Raw genomic sequence first — 22,920 nt, 5'->3', positions numbered from 1 at the left:
GCACGGCGATCGCATTGACGACGCCAGGCAGCGCGGCGTCGGCGAATCCGACCGGAACGTCCGGCAGCGGCAGCGGTGTCAGCGCCCGCGCCGGCGTCGGCCCGGCGCCGAGGAATCCGATCGCCAGGCTGGCGCCGATGCGACATGAACGCTGCACGTCATCCTTCCGCGCCTCCGCAACCGCGCATCATAGGCGGACTCGGCGCGCCGATCGAGGCCAAGCGCGCGCGATGTCCAGCCGAATCCGGCGGGTCGACGGCGTCGCACGGCGGTCGGCGTGGCGCACGGACCCCACGCCGATCGAAGCTCAGGCGCTGTCGACGAGCACGACCTCGGCGTCCGCGAGCGCGGTCACCGCGAACGCGTCGACATCGCGGATCGCGGCGCCGTCGCGCGCGTCGATGCGCACGCCGTCGACTTCGACGCTTCCCGCGGCCGCAACGAGATAGGCATGGCGGCCCGCGCCGAGGTCGTAGCGCACCGCCTCGCCCGCCTTCAGCGTCGCGCCGAGCACGCGCGCGTCGGTCCGGATCGGCAGCGCGTCGCCGTCGCCGGCGATGCCGCTCGCGAGCGCGACGAAGCGTCCCGAGCGATCGCCCTTCGGGAACGGCCGCGCGCCCCACGACGGCTCGCCGCCGCGCCGCGTCGGCAGGATCCAGATCTGGAAGATGCGCGTGGTCTCGTTCTCGAGGTTGTACTCCGCATGCTGGATGCCGCTGCCAGCGCTCATGACCTGCACGTCGCCGGCGGCGGTGCGGCCCTCGTTGCCGAGGCTGTCGCGATGGGTGATCGCGCCGTCGCGGACGTACGTGATGATCTCCATGTCCGCGTGCGGATGCGGCGGGAAGCCCGATTGCGCGGCGATCTCGTCGTCGTTCCACACGCGCAGGTTGCCCCAGCCCATGCGCCCGGCGTCGTGGTAGCCCGCGAACGAGAAGTGGTGCTTCGCCTTGAGCCAGCCGTGGTCGGCTCCGCCGAGCTGGTTGAACGGTCTGCGTTCGATCATCGTCGTTTCCTACGTGCCCGCGTCGGGCACCGCTCGAAACAAGGTAGGTCGCGCGCGGCGTGCGCACCAGTGGGCATGGCGGCGACGCAGCGTTCGCGTGGACGCACGCCGCAGCGCCCGCCCAGGCATTCCGCGGCGAAGGCGGAAGCCGCCCGGTAGGGGCGGTACGCGGCTGGCGCGTGCCGCCGACCGACTCGTCAGCTTCGCAGGCCGACGCCGCGGCGCAACAGGGTCAGCGCGATCGCGCCGAGTGCGACCGCGAACGCGAGCATGACCGCGTACGCGGTCCACATCGGGATGTCGCTGACCCCGAGCAGGCCGTAGCGGAACGCGTTGACCATGTAGAGGATCGGGTTCGCATGGCTGATCTCGCGCCACGGCGAGCCGAGCTGGTTGACCGAATAGAACACGCCGCCGAGGTAGGTCAGCGGCGTGAGCACGAACGTCGGCACGAGCGCGATGTCGTCGAACTTCTTCGCGTAGACCGCGTTGACGAAGCCTGCGAGCGAGAACACGACCGCGGTGAGCAGCACGGTCGAGAGCGTGACCCACGGGTGGTAGAGGTGGATGCGGGTGAAGAACAGCGAGATCGCGAGCACGATCAGGGCGACGATGAGCCCGCGCAGCACCGCGCCCGCGACGTAGCCGGTGAGGATGACCCAGCTCGGCATCGGCGAGGCGAGCATCTCCTCGACGTAACGGCCGAACTTCGAACCGAAGAACGACGAGGAAATGTTGCCGTAGCTGTTCGTGATGACCGCCATCATGATGAGGCCGGGCACGATGTAGTCGATGTACTGGATGCCGTCGGCGATCTCGCCGATGCGGCTGCCGACCATGCGGCCGAAGATGACGAAATACAGCGTCATCGTGATCGCCGACGGCAGCAGGGTCTGCGACCAGATGCGCAGGATGCGCGAGACCTCGCGCCGGGTGATGGTGCCGAGCGCGACGAGGTTGGTGGCCGTGCTCATGCGGCCACCTTGCCGGCCGAGCCGGCCTCGACGAGGCGCACGAACAGTTCCTCGAGCCGGTTCGCCTTGTTGCGCATCGAGCGCACGGTGATGCCGGCCTGCGACAGCGCGGCGAACAGCGAGTTGAGGTCGTGCTCGCGCGACATCTCCGCCTCGAGCGTGTGTTCGTCGACGCGCACGAGCGCGACGCCCGGCACGTCGGGCAGGCTCGCGCAAGGCTCGGCGAGGTCGAGCACGAAGGTCTCGACGTCGAGCTTGGCGAGCAGCTGCTTCATCGACGTGTTCTCGATGATGCGGCCCTTGTCGATGATCGCGATGTTGCGGCAGAGCTGCTCCGCTTCCTCGAGGTAGTGCGTGGTTAGGATCACGGTGGTGCCGGCCGCGTTGATCGCGCTGATGAACTTCCACATCGAGCGGCGGATCTCGATGTCGACGCCCGCGGTCGGCTCGTCGAGGATGAGCAGCTTCGGCTCGCTCATCATCGCGCGCGCGATCATGAGGCGCCGCTTCATGCCGCCCGACATCGTGCGCGAGGGCTGGAACGCCTTGTCCCACAGCTGCAGCTGCTTGAGGTACTTCTCGGCGCGCTCGCCCGCCTCCGCGCGCGGGATGCCGTAGAAGCCCGCCTGGTTCACGCAGATGTCGAACGGCTTCTCGAACATGTTGAAGTTGAGCTCCTGCGGCACGAGGCCGATCAGGCGCATCGCGGCGCTGCGCTGCTCGCGGATCGACACGCCGAAGATGCGCGCGTCGCCGCTGCTCGGATTGACGAGCGAGGACAGGATGCCGATCAGGGTCGACTTGCCGGCGCCGTTCGGGCCGAGCAGCGCGAAGAAATCGCCGGGCTCGACGCGCAGCGAGACGCCCTTGAGCGCCTCGACGCCGTTCGCGTAGGTCTTCTTGAGCTCGACGACGTCGAGCGCGGGGGTCATGGTCATGGAGGCTGCGTGGGCCGGTGGGGGTCGTTTCCGGCGGCCTGCTAGTATAGCGGGCCGTTCGCGCGCCCTACCTGCTGCCTCGATGGAACATTTCAAGCTCCGCCTCGCCGCGAGCCACATGCTCGCCCCCACTGTCCGCCACCTCGCGTTCGAGCGCGAGGACGGTGCGCCGTTCGCGTTCGTGCCCGGCCAGTTCGTGCAGGTCCACTTCCATTACGCGGACGGCAAGCCGACCAAGCGCAGCTATTCGGTCGCGACCGTGGGCGACGGCAAGGCGCCCGTGCAACGCATCGAGATCGCGGTGTCCTACGTCGAGGGCGGCGCCGCGACCGAACTGCTGTCGACGCTCGACGAAGGCGGCACGATCGAGGCGAGCGGCCCGTACGGGCGTTTCTGCCTCATGGACGGCGACACCAACGCGCGCTACCTGCTGGTCGCGACCGGCACCGGCGTGACGCCGTATCGCGCGATGCTGCCGCAGATCCGCGCCCTGACGCAGTCGCGCGGCTGCACGTTTGCGCTCGTCTACGGCGCGCGCAACGAGACCGAGCTGCTGTACGGCGAGGAGTTCGAGGCGTTCGCGCGCGAGGTGCCCGGCTTCACGTTCCATCCGTGCCTCAGCCGCACGCCGCGCGCGGTGCCACGACCGCACGATCGCCATGGCCGTGCGCAGGTCGCGCTCGGCGAACTCGGCCCGAATGCCGCGACCGATATCGCCTACCTGTGCGGCAACCCGAACATGGTCGACGAGGCGTTCGCGATGCTCAAGGAAGCCGGCCTGCCGGTGCCGCACATCCGTCGCGAGAAATACGTCTCGTCGCGCTGAGCGGTCAGTAGGTCACGGTGACGGTGATCGTGTCGTTGTAGGTGCCGGCCGCGGGCGTCGTCTGCGCGGGCACGCTGCCGTAGACGGTGAGGTTCTGCACGCTGCCGTTGCCGGTGCCGGCGACCGTGTTGCTGCCGACCGTGTCGCCCCACACGGTCGTGCGCGCCGCGTTCGAGTAGAGCTGGTAGCCGACGAGGTTCGTGCCCGACGCCATCTTGCGCGTGGTGATCGAGGCGCCGTTGCTGCCCTTGTCGAGACCGACGTTCCAGGCGCTGCCGCTCGAGCACTGCACGCCGATCGTCGAGGTGCCCAGGGTGTTGGCGAGCAGCAGGCCCACCGTGCCGAAGTCGAGCGGCGTCGCCGTCACGCTGCACTGCTTGGCGACGGTCGCGGTCACCGTGAAACCGAAATTGCTGTCGATCGTCGTGTCGCAACTGCCGGGCGGCGAACCGGTGGCCTCGTTGATCGTGAGCGCGGTATGGCCGCCGGCGAAGCTGTCCTGGTAGTTGCCGGGCACGGCCGCGATCTGCCCCGCATTGACGCGCCCGTACATCGTCGCGCTGCCGCTGACCGAGCCGTTGGTACCGCCGGTGCGGCGCGGGATCGTGAGATTGACCATGTACGGCGTGTTGAACACGCCGAAGAACGTGCTGCCCCAGACCGTCGAGTACGACGCGTTCTGGTACAGCTGGAACTGCAGCACGTCGCCGCCCGCGTCCTGCATCTCGCGCGGATTGGTCTGCCCGGCGCCTTGCGCGCCGTCGCCGATGCTGAAGCAGACCGTCGCGTAGCGCGTCGAGGTCGCGCTGTTGGTGCAGGTGTAGTTGAGCGTCGCGTTCGCGGTCGTCAGGCTCGACAGCGGGTTGACCGTGCCGAATGCGACGTTGCTCATCGACGCGGTGCAGTTGACGCTCTGTGCCGTCGCCGACGTCGCGAAGCCGCTCGCCACGAGTATGAGGAGGATGCGGAGGGAAGGTTTCATCGGGTACTCCCGGTGCATGCGAGCGGGCCGATCACCGGCACCGTACGGGCCGGCGCGTCGTAGTCGAACGCGACCGAACAGGTGCCGGTCGGCGTCTGTACCGCGAGCGTGTTGTGCGCGGCGAGGCCTTCGAGGTAGACGACGCCGTCGTAGCCGACCGCGGTCGCCGATGCGGGCTTGCCGGCGAGGCTCACGAGGCTGCCGACCGGCAGCGCCTTGCCGTTCGCGTCGTGCAGCACGATCGACGCCGCGCGCACGGTCTCGATGCCGAAGCGCACGAGCAGGCCGGCGCGGTCCGACGGCGTCACCTGCGCATCGACGCGGTCGATGCGGACGTCCGCCGGCAGTTGCATCGGATCGATCGACAGCTTGTTGCGCTGGTACGCATTGAGCGGCGTCACGAGCAGGTCGCCGCGTGCGTCGGTGGTGCCGATCGGCCGGTTCTCGAGCAGCACGGGCAGGCCCTCGACGCCGTTCGCCGACACGACCGCGAACGCGTCGTCGATGCGGCGCGAGGCGAACAGCTGGCCGTCCATGAAGACGAGCGCGCCGCTCGCGTCGCCGTACGCGCGGGTCTCGCCGTCGCGGTTCTCGATGCCGCCGAGCAACTGCGCCTGCGCGGCGCGGTAGCCGATCTCGGCCTGCCCGCCGTGACCGTTGCTGCCGTCCTCGGCACGCACGCGCCAACCGTAGCCGCCGTCGGGGTTGATCGGTCGGGTCGCGTCGAGCACGACCGCGTTGCCGTTGATGTCGTGCTGCGCGGACACGCCGAGCGAGCGGTTGTCGTCGAAGCTGAAGGTGAGTCCCGCGAACACGCTGCGGTCGCGATGGTCGTCGAGGTTCTGGTTCGCGCTGAGCGAGAACGAGCAGCGCCGGCCGAGCGCGACGAAGTAGTAGCCGCTCGCGAAACGCGAGCGCTCCTCGCCCGGATAGCGCTGCTCGACGTAGCTGGCGCCGAGGCTGCCGGCGCGGCCGAGCATGACGCCGGCGAGCGCGCGGTCGGAGCGGCGAGGCGGCGCCCGGCCGTACGCGGCGGCGACGTCGCGATAGCTTCCGAACGTGCGCGTGGTGTCGAGAGCGAAGTTGAAACGGTCGTTGCGCCAGGTGTAGCCGAACTGCGCCTGCGTGCCGTGCTCGCCGTGGTCGCGGCTGCCTGCGAACGAAAGGTCGACGATGCCGGCGCGGCCGACGCCGAGCACCGCGCCGGCGCCCGCGTTGGCGAGCCCGGCGCCCGCTTCGGCATGACCCTCGACGGTGAGCCAGTCCGCGACGCCGTAGCGGGCGCTCCCGCTCGCGGCCGGGTCGTGCGCGTACGAGAACGAGTCGACGCCGTAACCCTTGCGCACGTAACCGGCTTCGACCGAGAAGTCGGTGAGGCCGCTGCGCAGCAGCTGGTTCGCCGTGTAGAACGAAAAGTCGAGCGTGTTCTGCCGGCCCATCGCGTCGGTGATCACGACCTGCGCCTGGCCGTTGCCGTTGACGATCGGTACCGTATTGAGCTGGAACGGACCGGCCGGCACGGGGCTGCTGTACTGCCTGAGGCCGTTGATGTAGAGGTCGACCGTCGAGGGCAGCGCGGCTTCGCCGTAGAACGCGGGCACCGGGAACGTGACGAGGTCGGGCTGCAGCGCGTAGTTGCGCTGCAGCTGGATGCCGCCGAAGCGCGTCGCGCGCGTCCACGACAGGTTGCCGCTGATCGCGTCGCCGATGCGCAGGGTCATCGCGCGGTCGACGAACGAACGGCTGAAGGTCGTGTCGAGTCGCATCGAGTCCGCGCCCCATCCGCTGCCCGGCGAGTCGGTCACGCGCGACAGCGCGGTATTGGAGAGCACGCCCCACGCATTGAACAGGCGCAGCTCGGCGAACGCCGAAAGCCCGAGCGCGTCGTGCGTGTCGCGCGTGCCGTAGAGATCGTAGTTGAGCAGCGCGCCCGGCGATGCTTGCGGCTCGGGCACCGCGGCGACGGTCGCGTTGAGGATCGAGGTCGCCTGTTCGAGCTGGTCGCCGGGCGCCGTGATCTCGATGCGCTGGCGCTCCTCGTCGTAGCGGAACGACGTGCCCGCGATGTCGTGCAGGTCGAGCGAGGCGTCGCCGTCGCGGCCCGGCAGCCGGAAGCCGAGTTCGCGCAGCGTGGCCGCGCTCGCGCGCACGCGCTCGCCGTCGCGGATGAAATGCGCGATCTTGCGCGTCGGGTTGCCGTTCAGCACGACCTCGAGGTAGAGATCCTGGCCGATGCCCGCGGACGCGCGCTCGGGGATCACCGTGAGGCTCGACGGGTCGGGCACCGGGTCGGGCGTCGGGCCCGGATCCGGTGCGGCCGTCGCGAGCCCATGCAGCAGGGCGCTAGCGAGGCAGGCCGACTGCAAGTGCCTGATCGATCGCCTTGCCATTGACCTTCGCCTTGATCGCGAACGGGCCGCCGAGCCGGTCCGGCTTCGCCGTGAGCGGCCAGCGCATCGTGATGCCCGGCAGCACGTAGCCGTACAGTCCGCTGCGCGACTCGAGCGCATCGCCGTTGCCGCTGCGCAGTTCGAGGTCGCTGATCTGCACATGGCGTGCGCCGCTGTTGCGCGCGACCAGCGCCGCGCCATCGCCGTCGCGTTCGAGCGACCACTGCAGGGCCGCGGCGACGTCGGCGTCGGGCACCGGCGCGCCGGAGACGAACACCGGAATCGAATAGCGCAGCACGTACTGCAGCCCGCTCGACTGCGCCTGCGCCGCCTGCGGAAGTTCGTCGACGAGCACGCGGAATGCATCCTCGTCGGCGCCGGACGGTGCGCCGCCGGTGCGGATGATCCGCACGAGCTGGCGCGCGCCGGGCGCGAGCTCGAGCATGGGTGGACTCGCGACGAGTCCCTGGCTGGCGGCGAGTTCGTCCTTGCCGCCCGCCTGCGTCCAATGGAACACGCGCACCTGCGCGCGCAATTCGCGATCGCCGGTATTGGTGAGCCAAAGCCCCTGCGCCGAACTCGAGGGCGTGAATTCGAGGCCGATGGGTGCGACCTGGAGACCGGACGCACCCACCTTGCCCGCCGTCATGAGCAGTGCCGCCAGGACGATGCCGCAGACGACGTTCCGACGCATGGTGGCAGCCCTCAGTAGGTGACCGTGACCGTGACGTTGTCGGTGTAGACACCGGCGGCCGGGGTGGTCTGCGGCGGCACGCGGCCGTAGACGGTGACCGACTGCGCCGTGCCGTTGCCGCTGCCGGCCAGTGTATCGGTGCCGACGGTGTTGCCCCAGTTCAGCGTGCGCGCGCTGTCGCGGTACAACGCGTAGTTCACCGGCGTCGTGCCGTTCATCATGGTGCGCGCGGTCACGCTGCCGCTGACGCCGCCGTTGAGGCCGATGTTGTAGGGGGCGAGATTGGTGCAGGTGACGGTGATCGTCGAGGTCTGGTCGATGTTCGCGACCAGCGGGCCCTGCGTGCCGAAGTCGAGCGTGGTCGGGGCCGTGGTGGTGACGTTGCAGGCGTTCTGGATCGTGATCTTGACCGGCATCGTGTTGGTGACGGTCGCGGCCTGCGCCGTGGCGAGGGCGAAGCCGAGGGCAGCCAGCGCGATCGCGCCGGAGAGTTTGACGTTCATGTGCTGAGCCTTTCTCTGTAGGGTCCCGAGGGACGGAGTCCCGCATCAGGCGAAATCGACCCTTCGGATCGTCGGCAAGCGCAGGGTGCCGAGACTTAAGCAAGGGGTGTGCCAAATGCGAACCACGTCACATTTCGGCATAGCCTGACAATCCACGGGCGCGAGCGGGCAGGCAACGTCGCATTCGCGCCCCGCCTTGGGTCAAATTCTGTGCAAGCGCGCCAATGGACGCGGACTCTGTCAAGGACGCTTGACACACGGCCGGCCCGGGTGCAGCATGGTGTCAAGCGAACTTGACAGGCGGTGCGCATGATCCGCGACTATCTTTGCGCCGGTACGACTCCGCGCTACTGGCGGCTCAGCGCGCTGCTGATGCTGCTCTACCTCGGCACGATCGTGCTCGCGCTCGTTTACGGCCCGCGCTTCGCGGCACCCTCGGCGCGCGTGGCCGCGGCCGTGGCGCCGGTACTGCCCGTGGTCGGCTTCGTCGTGCTCGAGTTCCGGCGCATCCGCGCGACCGACGAGCTGCGCCAGCGGATCGAGCTCGAAGCGGCCACCTCCGCGCTCGCGGCGGGCGTGCCGCTGCTGCTCGCGCTCGGCCTGCTCGATGGCGCCGGCGTCATGCCGGTACGCATGATCTTCGCGTCGCCGCTGCTCATCGGCGTGTACATGCTTGCGCAGCTGTGGGCGCACCGGCGCTATCGATGAACAACCAGGTGCGCGCGCTGCGCGAGGTCAAGGGCTGGTCGCAGGGCGAACTCGCCGAACAGCTCGCGGTCTCGCGCCAGACCGTCAACGCGATCGAGACCGGCAAGTACGATCCGAGCCTGCCGCTCGCGTTCCGGATCGCGCGGCTGTTCCGCAAGCCGATCGAGGCGATCTTCAACCCCGAGGAATGAGGACGATGGACACGCGCAAGGTGCTCAGGGCCACGGCGATCACGATCGCGATCGCCGCCGTTGCCGGCCGGATCCTGTGGCGGCCCGCGGGCCACGACGGCCGCGCCGCGCCGGGCGCGGACATCGTGCAGACGCCAGGCGAGCGCGGCTTCACGCTCGGCTCGCTCAGGTTCGCGCCGTGCGAACTCGAAACGGGCGAAGGCGCCGCGACCACCGCAGCCTGGTGCGCGCCGTTCCAGGTGCCGGAGGACTGGCAGCGTCCGGACGGGCGCAGGATCGATCTCAGGCTCGCGCTCGTGCGCGGCAGCGCCGCGCTGGCCGAGCGCGACCTCGTCGTCTTGCTCGCAGGCGGGCCGGGGCAGGCCGCGATCGAAGCCTGGCCGCGCGCGCGCGGCGGCTTCGCGCCGTTGCTCGAGCGCCGCAACGTGCTGCTGCTCGACCAGCGCGGCACGGGCGGCTCGAATGCGCTCAACTGCACGCGGGACGGCGACGAGACCGAGCAGGCGTTCGACCCCGAGCGCGTGCGCGCGCAGACGCGCGCGTGCCTCGCGACCGTTTCCGCGCATGCCGATCCGCGCTTCTACACCACCGGCGACGCGCTGCGCGACCTCGAGGCCGTGCGCCTCGCGCTCGGCGGGCCGCAGTTCGACCTCGTCGGCGTCTCCTACGGCACGCGCGTCGCGCAACAGTACGCGATGCGCCATCCGCAGGCGGTGCGCAGCGTCGTGCTCGACAGCGCGGTGCCGAACGAGCATGCGCTCGGCGCCGAGTTCGCGCGCAACCTCGACGACGCGCTGAAGGCGCAGTTCGGCGCATGCGCCGCGACGCCCGCGTGCGCGAAGGCGTACGGCGATCCGTGGGCGAACCTGCTGCGCCTGCGCGAAGCGTTGCGCGCGAAGCCGGTGGACGTCGCCTACCGCGATCCGTTCGACCATGCGCAACGCTCGATGCGCATCGGCCCGGCGGTGCTCGCCGGCCTCGTGCGCATGTACGCGTACCTGCCCGAGACGAGCGCGCTGCTGCCGCTCGGCATCGCGCGCGCGCAGGGCGGCGACTACGCCTCGCTCGCGGGCCAGATCCGCATGCTCGGTCGCGACCTCGAAAGCCTCGCCGAGAACGCGATGCAGCTCTCGGTGATCTGCAGCGAGGATGCCGACCTGCTGCCGCCGGCCGACGACGATGCGTCGACCCTGCTCGGCAGCGAGTTCCTGCAGACCCTGCGCGCGCAGTGCGCGATCTGGCCGCACGGGACGCGCGCGGACGACTTCCACGCGCCGTTCGCGACCGACTTGCCGGTGCTCCTGCTCGCCGGCGAGTTCGACCCGGTGACGCCGCCGCGCTACGCCGAACGGATCGCGCGCGGCCTGCCGCACGCGCGCGTGCTCATCGCCACGGGGCAGGGCCACAGCGTCATGGGACGCGGCTGCCTGCCACGGCTCGTCGCGCGCTTCGTTGACACGCTCGACGCGGCCGCGCTCGATGCGGGATGCATCGCGGATTTCTCCGCGCAACCTGCATTCATCGACTTCAACGGAGCCGCGCCATGAACGTTTCCCGGTCCGCACGCCACTGCAGCACGCGCCATCGGGCGCCCGTCACGCGGCCTGCCAGCGGCGGGCATCGCCTGCGCTCGTACGCGCTGCACGAGGGGCGCTCGCCATGATCGAGGCACGCGATCTGCACAAGGCGTTCGGCCCGGTGACCGCGGTCGACGGCGTCTCGTTCGTCGCCCGCGACGGCGAGATCACCGGCGTGCTCGGCCCCAACGGCGCTGGCAAGACCACCACCTTGCGCATGCTCTACACGCTCATGAAGCCGGATCGCGGCGAGGTGCTCGTCGACGGCATCGATGCCGCGAGCGAGCCTGCGGCGGTGCGCCACCGCCTCGGCGTGCTGCCCGACGCGCGCGGCCTCTACAAGCGCCTCACCGCGTACGAGAACATCGAGTATTTCGCGCGCCTGCAGGGCATCGATGCGCCGACGCGCCGCCGGCGCATCGATGCGCTGGTCGAGGCGCTCGACATGGGAGATATCGTCGATCGCCGCACGGAGGGCTTCTCGCAGGGCCAGCGGGTCAAGACCGCGATCGCGCGCGCGCTCGTGCACGACCCGCGCAACGTGATCCTCGACGAGCCGACCAACGGGCTCGACGTGATGGCGACGCGCGCAATGCGCACGTTCATGCTGCGCCTGCGGCAGGAAGGTCGCTGCGTGCTGTTCTCGAGCCACATCATGCAGGAGGTCGGCGCGCTGTGCGACCGCATCGTCGTCATCGCGCGCGGGCGCGTCGTCGCCGACGCGGCGCCCGAAACGCTGCGCGAGCAGACCGGCGCGGCGACCCTCGAGGACGCGTTCGTGACGATCATCGGCTCGGAAGAAGGACTCGCCGCATGAGGGCCGCGCTGACCGTGTTCTGGAAGGAAGTGCGCGAGAACCTGCGCGATCGCCGCACCGTGATCAACACGTTGCTGACCGGCCCGCTGCTCGCGCCGCTGATGTTCGTGCTCATCATCAACGCCGCGGTCACGCGCGAGCTCGACAAGGCGGACAAGCCGCTGCCGGTGCCCGTCGCGGGTGCCGCGAATGCGCCCAATCTCGTCGCTGCGCTGCGTCGCGCGGGCGTCGAGATCAAGGACGCGCCGGCCGATCCCGAGCGCGCGGTGCGCGACCAGGACGTCGACCTCGTGCTGCGCATCCCCGCGGGCTACGGCGAGGCCTGGGCGAAGGGCGACCCGGCGCAGGTCGAGCTCGTCTACGACCAGTCGCAGCGGGACGCGCAAGGTTCGGTCGCGCGCCTGCACGCGCTGCTCGACGCGTACGCGCAGCAGACCGGTGCGCTGCGCCTCGTCGCGCGCGGCGTATCGCCGAACGTGACGCGGCCACTCGCCGTCGCCGAGCGCGACCAGTCGACCGCGCAGGCGCGCAGCGGCACCCTGTTCGGCATGCTGCCGTACTTCTTCATCCTCGGCGTGTTCATCGGCGGCATGGCGCTCGCGATCGATACCACCGCGGGCGAGCGCGAGCGGCAATCGCTCGAACCGTTGCTCGTCAATCCGGTCGGCCGCGGCGGCATCCTCGCCGGCAAGCTCGGCGCGACCGCCGCATTCGCGTTCACGAGCCTCGTGCTCGGCATCGTCGCGTTCTCGATCGCGGGCCGGTTCCTGCCGACCGCGAAGCTCGGCATGAGCCTCGAACTGGGGCCGAAGTTCGCGCTCGCGACCCTGTTCGTGATGCTGCCGCTCGTGGTGCTGCTCGCGAGCCTGCAGACGCTCGCCGCGGCGTTCGCGAAGAGTTTCCGCGAAGCGCAGACCTATCTGTCGCTGCTGATGTTCGTGCCGGTGATCCCGACCCTGCTGCTGTCGCTGTTCCCGCTCAAGACGCAGACCTGGATGTATGCGGTGCCGTTGATGGGCCAGCAGGTCACGATCATGCGCATGCTGCGCGGCGACCCGATCGCGCCGTACCAGCTCGGCCTCTGCTTCGGCGCGACCGCACTCGCCGCGCTGCTCGCCTGCCTCGTCACGGCCTGGGTGTACCGCAGCGAACGTCTCGCGATCTCCGCCTGACGCGTCCGCGCCAGCGGCGCAGGGTCCGAGGACGCCGCGATGCGCCGACAGCGGCCAGCCGCGCCGCCGATCATCGCGCTCGAACCGCCGCCGCAGCAGAACGACCATGCTGCCGCGCAGCGCGGTCGGCGTTATCCTACGCGGCCGCGGGCGCCGTTCGCCTGCCGGAGCAGACTGGCGTGATCAAGTGGGTCGTCCTCGTGGTGTTCCTCGCATGTGCGGCCTACGTGCACTTTCGCGGCCGCGTGCGGCTGCGTCTGGCGCGCCAGATCACCGACCACTCGACGTTCATGGCGCCGCTCAACGTGCTGCTGTACGCATGCTCGCGCGTCCCCAACGGGCGTTACGTCGAGGTCGAGCGCTTCCCCGAACTCGCGCCGCTGCGCGAGCGCTGGCAGGAAATCCGCGACGAGGCGCTCGCGCTGCGCGCGGCGCAGCAGATCAAGGCGTCCGATCGCCACAACGACGTCGGCTTCAACTCGTTCTTCCGGCGCGGCTGGAAGCGGTTCTACCTCAAGTGGTACGACGATGCGCATCCGTCGGCGCGCGAACTGTGCCCGCGCACGACCGAACTGCTGCGCGGCATCCCGACCGTGAAGGCCGCGATGTTCGCCGAACTGCCGCCCGGCGGCGAATTGCGCCGCCACCGCGATCCGTACGCAGGCTCGCTGCGTTACCACCTCGGGCTCGTCACGCCGGGTGACGACGGCTGCTACATCGAGGTCGACGGCGAGCGCTACAGCTGGCGCGACGGCGAAGCCGTCATGTTCGACGAGACCTACATCCATCGTGCCGAGAACGCGACCGCGCACGACCGCATCATCCTGTTCTGCGACATCGAGCGACCGATGCGCTGGCGCTGGGCGGCTGCGCTCAACCGTTTCGTCGCGCGCCATTTCGTCGCCGCGGCGAGCTCGCCCAATACCGACGCCGACCGCACCGGCGGCCTCAATCGCGCATTCGCGTACTTCTACGCACTGCGCCAGCCGGCCAAGCGCCTGCGCGCGTGGAACAAGCACGTGTACTACGTCGTCAAGTTCGGCGCGATCGGCGCACTCGCCTGGCTCGTGTTCGTGCGCTGACGCCGAGGGCCCGGGGCTGCGCGCAGGTCCCGCCCTCGCTTCCGTGGCCTCGCATGCCGACACGGACGTCCATCGTGCCGGCCCGCTTGAAAACCTCGCACCTCGCTCAGAACAGCTCCCCCTGCGGCGACGCCGCGCGCGGCGGCCTGAAGCGCGACGTGTCGAGGCCGAGGTCGCGCTGCGCATCGATGCCATGGCGGCGGCAGGCGAGGCGGAATCGCTGGCGCACGAGTCCGGCGAACTCGCCCTCGCCGCGCATGCGCGAACCGAAGCGCGCGTCGTTGTCCTTGCCGCCGCGCATCTGCCGGATCAGGCTCATCACGTGCCCGGCGCGCTCGGGCACGTTCAGCGCGAGCCAGTCGCGGAACAGGTCCTTGAGCTCGTGCGGCAGGCGCAGGATCGTGTAACCCGCGTGGCGCGCGCCTGCCGCGGCTGCGCGTTCGAGGATCTGCTCGATCCAGCGGTCGGTCACCATCGGGATGATCGGCGCGACGAGCACGCCGCACGGCACGCCGGCCGCATTGAGCGCCGCGACGGCCTCGAGGCGCCGGTGCGGCGCGCTCGCGCGCGGCTCGAGTGCGCTCGACAGGCGGTTGTCGAGCGAGGTCACCGAGACGAATGCGTGCACGAGCCGCGCCTGCGCCATCGGCACGAGCAGGTCGAGGTCGCGTTCGATCAGCGCGCTCTTCGTGATGATCGTGCACGGATGGCCGCACTCGGCGAGCACCTCGAGCACCGACCGCGTGATGCGCCAGCGCCGCTCGATCGGCTGGTACGGGTCGGTGTTGGCGCCGAGGTTGATCGGCGAGCACGCATAGCCGCGCTTGCCGAGCTCGATGCGCAGCAGTTCCGCCGCATTCGTCTTGGCGAAGAGTTTCGTCTCGAAGTCGATGCCGGCCGACAGGTTGAGGTAACCGTGAGACGGGCGCGCGTAGCAGTAGACGCAGCCGTGTTCGCAGCCGCGGTACGGATTGACCGATTGCTCGAAATGGATGTCGGGCGAGTCGTTGCGGCTCACGATCGAGCGCGCACGCTCGACGGTGACGATCGTGCCGGGTCGCGGCGTCGACTCGTCGTCGCGATGCCAGCCGTCGTCCTCGCGCGTCTTGCCGATGGCTTCGAAACGACCTTCGGGATTCGACGCCGCGCCGCGCCCCTTGATGCGCACGGGGGCATCGAGGCGCAGCGGATCGGACGGCGACGGCGTCGGCTTCATCGCGCCGAGTATGCGCCGGCGCGTCTCAGCGCGTGCGATCGCCGGCTTGCGCGGCCGTGTTCGCCGGGCGATCGCCGGGCGGACGCGCGTCCGCCGCGTGCAGGATGCCATGGCGGCCGAGGTCGGCCGGCTGCTCGCTGACGAGGCCGTGCACGAAGTCGAGCGCGCGCGCGACCACGCCGCCGGCCGGCTCCCAGTAGGCCGCATCGCGCACGCGCACGCGCAGCACCGCGAGGTGCGGGTCGTCCTTGCCGCGCGGGAAGAACACGCGCTGTGGCACCGACCACAGCTCCTCGATCGTCGCCCGGTCGCGATCGATGCGCGCGCTGCCGCGTACCGACACGAAGCGGTGCCGGCGCGGGTCGGCGAACGCGAGATTGACGTCGGCGTGCTCGTCGAGCTGCGCGACCTTGAAACTGTCGATCGCGGTGAAGAACACGAACTCGCCGTCGCCGTCGAACTTGAGCACCTGCAGCGGCCGGCTCACCATCGAGCCGTCCTCCGCGTGGGTGGTCAGCATCGCGACGTCGACGCCGTCGACGAGCCCGGCGAGATGGCGCAACGCGGCCGTGCGCTGTTCCTCGATCTTCATGCGGCGCGCACTCCTCGGGGCGGGGCCACACCGTCGCACCGCCGGGGTTAATCGGGCGTGAGCGGCCTCGCTGCGCGGGCGCGGCGTTCAACGTCGATCAAGGCGCGTTTGCGCGGCAGGCCCCAGCGGTAGCCGCCGAGGCCGCCGTCGCCGCGGATCACGCGATGGCAGGGCACGAGCACGGCGACGCGGTTGCTCGCGCACGCGGAGGCGACCGCACGCGTCGCGCGCGGCGCGTCGATCGCGGCGGCGGCTTCCCCGTAGGACACGACCTCGCCGTACGGGATGCGGCGCAGGTAGTTCCAGACGCGTACCTGGAACGCGGTGCCGCGCAGGTCCAGCGGCAGGTCGAGGTCGGGCGCACGACCCTCGAGATGCTCGTTGAGCGCCCGCATCCAGGCGTCGAACGCATGCCGCGCTTCGTCGTGCATCGGCGTCAGCCGCGCGTGCGGGAATTCCGCCGCGAGCGCGGCGAGCAGCGCCGACGGATCGTCGCCGAACTGCAGGAAACAGATGCCGCGATCGGTCGCGCCGATGCAGGCGAGGCCGAGCGGCGTCGTGCCGGTCGCATGCGAGATCTCGAGGCCGGCGCCGCCGCTGCGATACTGCTTCGGCGTCATGCCGAGCGAGCCCGGCGCGCGCTCGTAGAGGCCCCGGCTCGAGCCGAGCCCGGCATCGTAGATCGCGTCGGTGACCGACGCCGAGTGCCGCAGCGCGTGACGGACGCGGCGCATGCGCGCGTTCTCGATGTAGTCGCCGGGCGTGATCGTGAGGTAGCGCTTGAACAGGCGGTTGAGCTGGAACACGTCGCGGCCGGCCGCGCGCGCGAGCGCGATGCCGTCGGGGAGCTCGTCCGGCGCCGCGTCGATGCGGCGGCACAGCGCGAGCAGCAATGCGATCTCGGGATCGTCCTGCCAGCGCTCGAGTGGCCGGCAACGCTTGCACGGGCGCAGGCCGGCCGCGGCGGCCGCGGCCGGATCGTCGAAGAAGCGGACGTTCTCCCGACGCGGCCGGCGCGAAGCGCACGACGGCCGGCAGTAGACGCCCGTGGTCAGCACGCCGTAGACGAAGCGCCGGTCCGCCGTCGCGTCGCGTTCGAGCACGGCCTGCCATTTCGATGCGTCGTTCATGGGCTCTCTCCATCGGGTCGATGGGGCCATCCTCGTGCGCCTGCAAGCCGGCGGCCATCCGGGCCTTGCGTCGCATGGCCGGGCGCAACGCCGATACGGCGCAAGGCTCGGATGGCCTCGCGCCGGCCCGGCGCCGATCCTGCGCCACCCGCAAGCGGAGTGCCGCCATGTTCACCCTGTTCGACTACCTGCCTTCGCAGAACGGCTGGAAAGTACGCCAGCTGCTCGCGCATCTCGGTCGGCCGTATCGCACCGAACTGGTCGCGATCTTCGACGGCGAAGGCCAGAACGCCGACTTCCTGCGCATCAACCCGACCGGCACCGTGCCGGCGATCCGTCTCGACGACGGCCGCACGCTCGCCGAATCGAACGCGATCCTCGCCTTCCTCGCCGAGGGTACGCCCTACCTTCCCGGCGACGCGTTCGCGCGCGCCAAGGTCCTGCAGTGGCTGTCGTTCGAGCAGGAGCGCGTCGAATCGACGATCGGTGCGCTGCGCCACTGGCGCCTCACGGGCAAGCTCGGACGGCGCCCGCCCGAGCTGGTCGCGATGAAGCACGAGGCCGCGCTGCGCGCGCTCGCGCTGCTCGACGCCGAGCTCGAAACGCGCGCGTTCATCGCCGGCGACGCCTACACGATCGCGGACATCGCCGTATTCGCGTATGCCGCGCACGCGGAAGAGGCCGGCTGCGCAGTGCACGGTCTCGCCCGCTTCGACCGCTGGCTCGCGCGCGTGCGCGCGCAGCCGGGTCACCTCGCGACCACGTACGCGTATGCGACCGACCCCCACTCGTCGCGGGAATTGCCGCGCGCGCCGTTGCGCGTGGCTTCCGCCGCTGCGCCGGCATCGGCGGGCCGCGACGTCGCCGGGCCGGGCTGACGATCAGCCACGCGGCACGCGTGCGAGCAGGCGATCGAGCTGGTTCGCGAACGCGCGCGCATCGCGCGCGTCGTAGGCCGGCGGCCCGCCGGTGTCGACGCCGGCTCCGCGCAGGCTGTCCATGAAGTCGCGCATCGACAGCTGCTGGCGCACGTTTTCCGCCGTGTAGAGTTCGCCGCGCGGATTGAGCGCGGTCACGCCCTTCGCGACGAGGTCGGCCGCGAGCGGGATGTCGTGCGTGACGACGAGGTCGCCCGGGTCGGCCCATGCGGCGATCGCGCGATCGGCCGCATCGAGCGTCCGTTCGACCGTGCGCCGGCTGACCAGCACCGAGCGCGGCACCGCGATCGGCTGGTTCGCGACGAGCACGAGCTCGATGCGCATCCGCTCGGCCGCGCGATAGAGGATGTCCTTGACCGCGCGCGGGCACGCGTCGGCGTCGACCCAGATCTTCATGCTTCCGGCCGTGTTTGGATTTAGGATGATAAGCGCTGCCGCGCGGCGCGTGGTTCGGCGGCGGTAAATCCAGGCTCTGCTATGCACGCAAGGCCGCGCGGATCGGTGTGCGGCCGGTTCACGACCAGCGAGGTACCGACATGAAGCGAGTCGCATCGAAGAAGTCCGCGCCGAAGAAGGCGGTGAAGAAAGCCGGCGCGAAGAAGGCGGCGAAGAAGGCGGTGAAGAAGGCCGGCGCGAAGAAAGCGGCGAAGAAGGCAGTCAAGAAGGCCGCGACGAAGAAGGCGGCGAAGAAGACCGCCGGCAGGACCGTCACGGGCAAGGCGGCGCCGAAGTCCGTCGCGAAAAAGGCTGCGAAGAAGGCCGCCCGCGCGCCTGCTCGTGCCGTGGCGAAGAAGGCGGTCGGGACGGTGGCGCGCAAGGCGGCGAAGAAGCCCGTCGCGCGCACGGCCGCGACCCGGACCGTCGCCGCCCCGAAGACGGCGCCCGCCCCGAAGACGGCCGCCGCGAACACGCCTGCCGCCAAGCCGGCCGTGGCGAAGAACGCGGTGCCTGCCGCGAAGGCCGCTCCTGCAGCACGCCCGGCCAGCCCGAACGTGCCTGCGCCGGCGCCGAGGGCGTCTGCAGCGAACGTTGCACCGACGCAGCGTCCGGCCGTTTCGAAGCCGGCAATCGCACCACCCAAGCCGGTACCGGCACCGGCACCCGCGCCGGCACAGTCGACGCCGAAACCGAGCGTGCTGCCGGCTGCCGGCGGCGCCGCCGCGGGCGCGGTCAGCGCCGAGGTCGCGATGCAGCATTTCCGCGACGTGCTGCGCGCGAAGCAGGAGCGCGTGCGGCAGGGACCGAATTACCCCGCACCGAATGCGTACACCGGCCGCCACGACGGCGCGGCGAGCAGTTCGGGCGACGACGACGAGTAGGCCGCGCGAGCGAGGCCGACCCGCCGCGCACCGGCGGGCGATCGTCGAGGGCGCGCGCGTGCCCGGGCCGACAGCGGAGGGACGCGCGCGCCGGGTGCGGCGCCGCGGCACCCCTCCCGCGCGAGCGTCCGCGGCGGGACTTGTATCCCGACGCCATGGCGCCACGTCGGAGCGACCGCGGGGCGGCGTAACGCCGTACCCGCGTCCATCCAACGAGGAGTTGCGCATGACGCTGTCGATGTACGAAGCTTCGATCCCCGTGTTCCAACGCGCGCTGACCCAGCTGTCGGCGGTCCTGCGCAAGGGCGCCGCGCACGCCGAAGCGAAGAAGTTCGATCCTGCAGTGCTCGTGGGCGCGCGTCTCGCGCCGGACATGCTGCCGCTGTCGCGGCAGATCCAGATCGCGAGCGACCATGCGCGCGGCGCCGCCGCACGACTCGCGGGGCTTCCGCGCCCACCGGTGCCCGACGACGAGGCGACCCTCGACGATCTCCAGGCGCGCATCGCGTCCACGCTCGAGTACCTCGGCCGGTTCACGCCGTCGCAGATCGACGGCAGCGAGGAGCGCGAGATCACGCTGCCGTTGCGCACGGGCGAAGTGACGCTCAAGGGGCAGCCGTATCTGCTGCACTTCGCGTTCCCGAACTTCTGGTTCCACGTCACGGTCGCGTACGCGATCCTGCGCCACAACGGCGTGGACGTGGGCAAGCAGGATTTCCTCGGCCCGCTGCCGACCTGACGACGCGCAAACGACGACGCCGTGCTCGCGCACGGCGTCGTCGGCGTCGACCGCGCGTGCGCGGCCTACGGCTTCAGCTTGCCCGCGGCGGTCTCGGTATCGTCGAGCTCGGCCTTCGCATGCTGGCGCTGCGCCTCGGCGTTCGCCTTCGCCGCATCCTTGCAGGCGCCCTGTTGCGCGTCCGGCAGCGTGCCGCACTTCTGCACCGCGACGTTGTAATCGGCGTCCGCCTTCGTCACGGCGACGTCGTAGCGCGCCTTGGCGTCCTTGACCATCGCGTCGGACTGCTCCTCGGCGACGTCCTTGCTCGCGTCGCGCTCGACTTTCTCGGCATCCGCGCTCGCATCGTTGATCTTCTCGCCGGCTTCGGCATTCGCCTTCTGCACGTCGGCATTCGCCTGCGCGCGCGCGGCGTCGACTTTCTGCTGCGCCTGTGCCGCCGTCTCCGCCGCCTTCTGCTGCGCCTTCGCGACGTCCTGCGCGGCCTCGTCCCGCGCCTTGGCCACGTCCTGCTGCGCCTGTTCCGGCGACTTGCCGCAACCGGCGAGCGCGGCGGCAGCGCCGAGCGCGATGAGCCATGCGAATCGTTTCATGCGTGCACCTCTCCATGCCGCATCCGCGGCGACGGTGCATCGTCGAAGCGATGCGCTTTACGCGGAATGAACGTTCCCGCTGCGGGCCGGCCGCCGTTCAGGCGGCTGCGCCCGCCGCTAGAATGCGCGCATGATCATCGCGGCATGGAACTCGCTCGTCGACGCGGTCGACACGCACGCAGTAACGCCGATCCTCGCCGTTCTGCACCTGCGCGGCCTCGCCGGCGACCCGCGCGAGATCGCCGAGGCGCTGCTGATCGCGGCGGCGCAGGTGCTCGTGATCGGACTCGTCTTCCGCCCGCTCGAAAGCCTGGCGCCGGCCGAGCGCTGGCCCGACCGGCGCCTCGCCCGCGTCGATCGCACCTACACGTGGCTGATGCTGCTCGGCCTCAACCCGCTGTTCGCCTACCTCGTGCTGACGCCGTTCGCGAACGCGCTCGGCGGCGGCGCGAGCGAGGCGCCTGCCGGCCTGGCGGCATGGTTCCCCTGGCTGCGGCAGCATCCGCTCGCGCTGTTCCTCGCCTACTACGCGATCTACGATTTTGCGTACTACTGGATGCACCGCGTCCAGCACGCGCTGCCGTGGTGGTGGGCGCTGCACAGCATGCACCACAGCCAACGCCAGATGAGCTGCTGGAGCAACGACCGCGGCAGCTACGTGGACGGCGTCCTGCAGTCGATGTTCCTCGCTGCGGTCGGCCTCGTCGTCGGCGTGCAGCCGGACCAGTTCGCGCTGCTCATGTTCGTCGGCGAACTCGCCCAGAACTGGTCGCACGCGAACGTGCGCTTCGGTTTCGGCCGCGCGCTCGACAAGCTGTTCGTCGACCCCAAGTTCCATCGCCTGCACCACATGGTCGTCGACCCGGCGCGACCGCGTCTGCACGACTGCAATTATGGACAGGTACTGTCGCTCTGGGACGTGCTGTTCGGAACCGCGTTGTACGGCGAACCGGCGCGACCGACCGGGGTCGCCGACCCGATGGTGGATGCCGACAACGGTCGCGGCGTGGTCGCGATGCAATGGGGCGCGTTCCGCCGTTTCTGGGGCGCCTTCTGGTGCGCGGCCGGATGGCGCCCCGGCGACGTCGCGTTCGGGCCTGACCATGTTCCCGTGCCGACCCGCCACATGGACCTGCATCGCTTCGGACGGCCGCCGGCCCTCGCCGAAGCGGCGCGCGAGACGGCTTGAGGCGGATCGCCCGCGGCGTATGATGAGGACGAGGGATTCGATGTCAGCGGCGGGCGATCGCGTGCATGCGATACCGCGTCCCCGCACCGGCAATGGGAACCGAGCATGACCGACGACCGCTCCAGCGCGGCGCTGCAGCGTCTCCAGGGCGAGATCCTCGAGGCGGTCGCCCGCGGCGAGCCGCTGCTGCGCATCGCCGACCTGCTGTGCCGGCGCATCGAATCACTCGTGCCGGACGTGCTCTGTTCCGTCCTCGTCGTCGATGCGCAGGGTCGCGTCCACTCGCTCGCTGCGCCGAGCCTGCCCGAACCCTACTCCCATTCGCTCGACGGCATGTCGATCGGGCCCGTCGCGGGTTCGTGCGGTACCGCGGCGTGGCGCGGCGAAGCGGTCGAGGTACTCGACATCGAGACCGACCCGCTGTGGGCCGACTTCCGCGATCGCGCCCTGCCGTACGGCCTGCGCGCGTGCTGGTCGAGCCCGATCAAGTCGCGCGACGGCCGCGTGATCGGCACGTTCGCGTTCTACTACCGCACGCGGCGCGGGCCGTCCGGGTTCGAGCGCGCCGTCGTCGAGCGCTGCGTGGATCTCTGTGCGATCGCGATCGAGCACGACGCCGTGCAGGCGCACGTGCACCGGCTCGCGTTCCACGATCCGGTCACCGGTCTCGCCAACCGCACCGCGTTCACCGAGCATGCGACGCGCGCGCTCGCCGCGCTCGCGCCCGGCGAATGCGCGAACGTGCTCTACATCGATCTCGACGATTTCAAGACGGTCAACGACACGCTCGGCCACCGCGTCGGCGACCAGCTGCTCGCCGGCGTCGCGCAGCGCCTCGCCGCCTGCACCGGCCCCGGCGTCTTCGTCGCCCGCCTCGGCGGCGACGAATTCGCGATGCTGCAGGCGTGCCGCGACGCCGAAGCGGACGGCCATCGGCTCGCGGGGAAGATCAAGGCCGCACTCGACGAACCGTTCGACATCGAGGACCAGCGCGTCACGATCGGCGCGAGCGTCGGGATCGCGCACGCGGCCGCGGCGGGCCTCGATCTCGACGAACTCGCGCGGCGCGCCGACATGGCCTTGTACGAAGCGAAGGCGGCCGGGCGGCGCACGCACCGCTTCTTCGACGTCGCCATGGACACGCACGTGCAGATGCGGCGCAGCCTCAAGCAGGATCTGCGCGCGGCGATCGACGCGGGTGGATTCACGCTCGTCTACCAGCCGATCGTCGCACTCGAAACGGGCGCGCCGATCGCGGTCGAGGCCTTGCTGCGCTGGAGCCATCCGGCGCGCGGCAACGTGCCGCCGGCGACGTTCATCCCGGTGGTCGAGGAGATGGGCCTG

Annotated in this window: 25 protein-coding genes; 12 read left to right on the top strand and 13 right to left on the bottom strand. The window is 70.6% G+C overall.

From position 1 onward, the window contains the following. Positions 1 to 307 precede the first annotated feature (307 nt). The 3 genes from VI238_RS06910 to VI238_RS06900 form a co-directional block, all read right to left on the bottom strand. Entirely contained in the window at positions 308 to 1,006 is a 699-nt protein-coding gene (locus VI238_RS06910; RefSeq protein WP_331649826.1) for a pirin family protein, read from the bottom strand. Positions 1,007 to 1,203: 197 nt separating this feature from the next. Further along, the gene (locus tag VI238_RS06905; RefSeq protein ID WP_331649824.1) at positions 1,204 to 1,980 is read right to left on the bottom strand and encodes an ABC transporter permease; all 777 of its coding nucleotides are present in this window, start codon (positions 1,978 to 1,980) and stop codon (positions 1,204 to 1,206) included. After that, positions 1,977 to 2,918 carry an ABC transporter ATP-binding protein gene (locus VI238_RS06900; protein WP_331649822.1) on the bottom strand — a complete coding sequence of 314 codons (942 nt, stop codon included), beginning with the start codon at positions 2,916 to 2,918 and terminating at the stop codon, positions 1,977 to 1,979. The genes VI238_RS06905 and VI238_RS06900 overlap by 4 nt, the downstream gene beginning before the upstream one ends. Before the next feature lie 82 nt (positions 2,919 to 3,000). Between VI238_RS06900 and VI238_RS06895 the strand changes: the two genes are divergently transcribed. Next, positions 3,001 to 3,744: an FAD-binding oxidoreductase gene (locus VI238_RS06895; protein ID WP_331649820.1), complete on the top strand. Its 744-nt coding sequence runs from the start codon at positions 3,001 to 3,003 to the stop codon at positions 3,742 to 3,744. 4 nt (positions 3,745 to 3,748) lie between these two features. Here the strand turns inward: VI238_RS06895 and VI238_RS06890 are convergent, their stop codons facing one another. From VI238_RS06890 to VI238_RS06875, 4 genes are read right to left on the bottom strand one after another with little or no spacing between them, the layout of a single operon-like run. Beyond that, the gene (locus tag VI238_RS06890) at positions 3,749 to 4,726 is read right to left on the bottom strand and encodes a spore coat U domain-containing protein (protein ID WP_331649818.1); all 978 of its coding nucleotides are present in this window, start codon (positions 4,724 to 4,726) and stop codon (positions 3,749 to 3,751) included. Then, the gene (locus VI238_RS06885; protein ID WP_331649816.1) at positions 4,723 to 7,092 is read right to left on the bottom strand and encodes a fimbria/pilus outer membrane usher protein; all 2,370 of its coding nucleotides are present in this window, start codon (positions 7,090 to 7,092) and stop codon (positions 4,723 to 4,725) included. Before VI238_RS06885 ends, VI238_RS06890 begins: the two co-directional genes overlap by 4 nt. After that, positions 7,070 to 7,810 (bottom strand): molecular chaperone, encoded by a 741-nt coding sequence (locus tag VI238_RS06880; protein WP_331649814.1) that lies wholly within the window; start codon positions 7,808 to 7,810, stop codon positions 7,070 to 7,072. Before VI238_RS06880 ends, VI238_RS06885 begins: the two co-directional genes overlap by 23 nt. 11 nt (positions 7,811 to 7,821) lie before the next feature. Next, a complete protein-coding gene (locus VI238_RS06875) occupies positions 7,822 to 8,313 on the bottom strand; it encodes a spore coat U domain-containing protein (RefSeq protein ID WP_331649811.1) in 492 nt (163 codons plus the stop codon). Between the two features lie 309 nt (positions 8,314 to 8,622). Between VI238_RS06875 and VI238_RS06870 the strand changes: the two genes are divergently transcribed. The 6 genes from VI238_RS06870 to lpxO all read left to right on the top strand — a co-directional run bounded on the left by VI238_RS06870 (position 8,623) and on the right by lpxO (position 13,860). Next, a complete protein-coding gene (locus VI238_RS06870; protein WP_331649809.1) occupies positions 8,623 to 9,021 on the top strand; it encodes a hypothetical protein in 399 nt (132 codons plus the stop codon). Further along, positions 9,018 to 9,212 carry a helix-turn-helix transcriptional regulator gene (locus tag VI238_RS06865; RefSeq protein ID WP_331649807.1) on the top strand — a complete coding sequence of 65 codons (195 nt, stop codon included), beginning with the start codon at positions 9,018 to 9,020 and terminating at the stop codon, positions 9,210 to 9,212. The genes VI238_RS06870 and VI238_RS06865 overlap by 4 nt, the downstream gene beginning before the upstream one ends. Before the next feature lie 5 nt (positions 9,213 to 9,217). Continuing rightward, the gene (locus VI238_RS06860; RefSeq protein WP_331649805.1) at positions 9,218 to 10,759 is read left to right on the top strand and encodes an alpha/beta hydrolase; all 1,542 of its coding nucleotides are present in this window, start codon (positions 9,218 to 9,220) and stop codon (positions 10,757 to 10,759) included. 112 nt (positions 10,760 to 10,871) lie between these two features. Then, positions 10,872 to 11,606, top strand: coding sequence for an ATP-binding cassette domain-containing protein (locus tag VI238_RS06855; protein ID WP_331649803.1), 735 nt, complete (start codon positions 10,872 to 10,874; stop codon positions 11,604 to 11,606). Then, positions 11,603 to 12,778 (top strand): ABC transporter permease, encoded by a 1,176-nt coding sequence (locus tag VI238_RS06850; RefSeq protein WP_331649801.1) that lies wholly within the window; start codon positions 11,603 to 11,605, stop codon positions 12,776 to 12,778. The genes VI238_RS06855 and VI238_RS06850 overlap by 4 nt, the downstream gene beginning before the upstream one ends. Before the next feature lie 179 nt (positions 12,779 to 12,957). After that, complete coding sequence (gene lpxO, locus VI238_RS06845; protein WP_331649799.1) at positions 12,958 to 13,860, top strand: lipid A hydroxylase LpxO; 903 nt, start codon at positions 12,958 to 12,960, stop codon at positions 13,858 to 13,860. A 106-nt stretch (positions 13,861 to 13,966) separates the two neighbouring features. Here lpxO and VI238_RS06840 read toward each other — a convergent pair whose 3' ends face one another. From VI238_RS06840 to ada, 3 genes are read right to left on the bottom strand one after another with little or no spacing between them, the layout of a single operon-like run. Then, the gene (locus VI238_RS06840; RefSeq protein ID WP_331649797.1) at positions 13,967 to 15,076 is read right to left on the bottom strand and encodes a PA0069 family radical SAM protein; all 1,110 of its coding nucleotides are present in this window, start codon (positions 15,074 to 15,076) and stop codon (positions 13,967 to 13,969) included. Between the two features lie 25 nt (positions 15,077 to 15,101). Beyond that, positions 15,102 to 15,668 (bottom strand): pyridoxamine 5'-phosphate oxidase family protein, encoded by a 567-nt coding sequence (locus tag VI238_RS06835; RefSeq protein ID WP_331649795.1) that lies wholly within the window; start codon positions 15,666 to 15,668, stop codon positions 15,102 to 15,104. A gap of 47 nt (positions 15,669 to 15,715) precedes the next feature. After that, positions 15,716 to 16,798 (bottom strand): bifunctional DNA-binding transcriptional regulator/O6-methylguanine-DNA methyltransferase Ada, encoded by a 1,083-nt coding sequence (gene ada / locus VI238_RS06830; RefSeq protein ID WP_331649793.1) that lies wholly within the window; start codon positions 16,796 to 16,798, stop codon positions 15,716 to 15,718. Positions 16,799 to 16,965: 167 nt separating this feature from the next. Here ada and VI238_RS06825 point away from each other — a divergent pair, with 167 nt between their 5' ends. Then, complete coding sequence (locus VI238_RS06825) at positions 16,966 to 17,676, top strand: glutathione S-transferase family protein (RefSeq protein WP_331649791.1); 711 nt, start codon at positions 16,966 to 16,968, stop codon at positions 17,674 to 17,676. A 3-nt stretch (positions 17,677 to 17,679) separates the two neighbouring features. Here the strand turns inward: VI238_RS06825 and VI238_RS06820 are convergent, their stop codons facing one another. Both VI238_RS06820 and VI238_RS06815 read right to left on the bottom strand, forming a co-directional pair. Then, positions 17,680 to 18,132, bottom strand: coding sequence for a YaiI/YqxD family protein (locus tag VI238_RS06820; RefSeq protein WP_331649789.1), 453 nt, complete (start codon positions 18,130 to 18,132; stop codon positions 17,680 to 17,682). 118 nt (positions 18,133 to 18,250) lie between these two features. Next, positions 18,251 to 18,817, bottom strand: a complete 567-nt coding sequence (locus VI238_RS06815; RefSeq protein ID WP_331649787.1) for a hypothetical protein — start codon at positions 18,815 to 18,817, stop codon at positions 18,251 to 18,253. 52 nt (positions 18,818 to 18,869) lie between these two features. On the opposite strand from VI238_RS06815, the gene VI238_RS06810 reads away from it, so the two are divergent. Both VI238_RS06810 and VI238_RS06805 read left to right on the top strand, forming a co-directional pair. Next, entirely contained in the window at positions 18,870 to 19,055 is a 186-nt protein-coding gene (locus VI238_RS06810) for a hypothetical protein (RefSeq protein ID WP_331649785.1), read from the top strand. Positions 19,056 to 19,281: 226 nt separating this feature from the next. Further along, complete coding sequence (locus VI238_RS06805; protein WP_331649783.1) at positions 19,282 to 19,794, top strand: DUF1993 domain-containing protein; 513 nt, start codon at positions 19,282 to 19,284, stop codon at positions 19,792 to 19,794. Between the two features lie 65 nt (positions 19,795 to 19,859). On the opposite strand, the gene VI238_RS06800 is transcribed toward VI238_RS06805, so the two are convergent. Further along, a complete protein-coding gene (locus tag VI238_RS06800) occupies positions 19,860 to 20,387 on the bottom strand; it encodes a hypothetical protein (protein WP_331649781.1) in 528 nt (175 codons plus the stop codon). A 130-nt stretch (positions 20,388 to 20,517) separates the two neighbouring features. On the opposite strand from VI238_RS06800, the gene VI238_RS06795 reads away from it, so the two are divergent. Together VI238_RS06795 and VI238_RS06790 are read left to right on the top strand one after the other, a co-directional pair. Continuing rightward, positions 20,518 to 21,576 (top strand): sterol desaturase family protein, encoded by a 1,059-nt coding sequence (locus tag VI238_RS06795; RefSeq protein ID WP_331649780.1) that lies wholly within the window; start codon positions 20,518 to 20,520, stop codon positions 21,574 to 21,576. Between the two features lie 105 nt (positions 21,577 to 21,681). Then, a partial coding sequence (locus VI238_RS06790) for a putative bifunctional diguanylate cyclase/phosphodiesterase (RefSeq protein WP_331649778.1) occupies positions 21,682 to 22,920 on the top strand: 1,239 nt, incomplete at its 3' end.

It is taken from the genome of Dokdonella sp., from assembly GCF_036518555.1.
GTDB lineage: Bacteria > Pseudomonadota > Gammaproteobacteria > Xanthomonadales > Rhodanobacteraceae > Dokdonella_A.
This window is presented reverse-complemented; position numbering and strand designations above follow the sequence as displayed.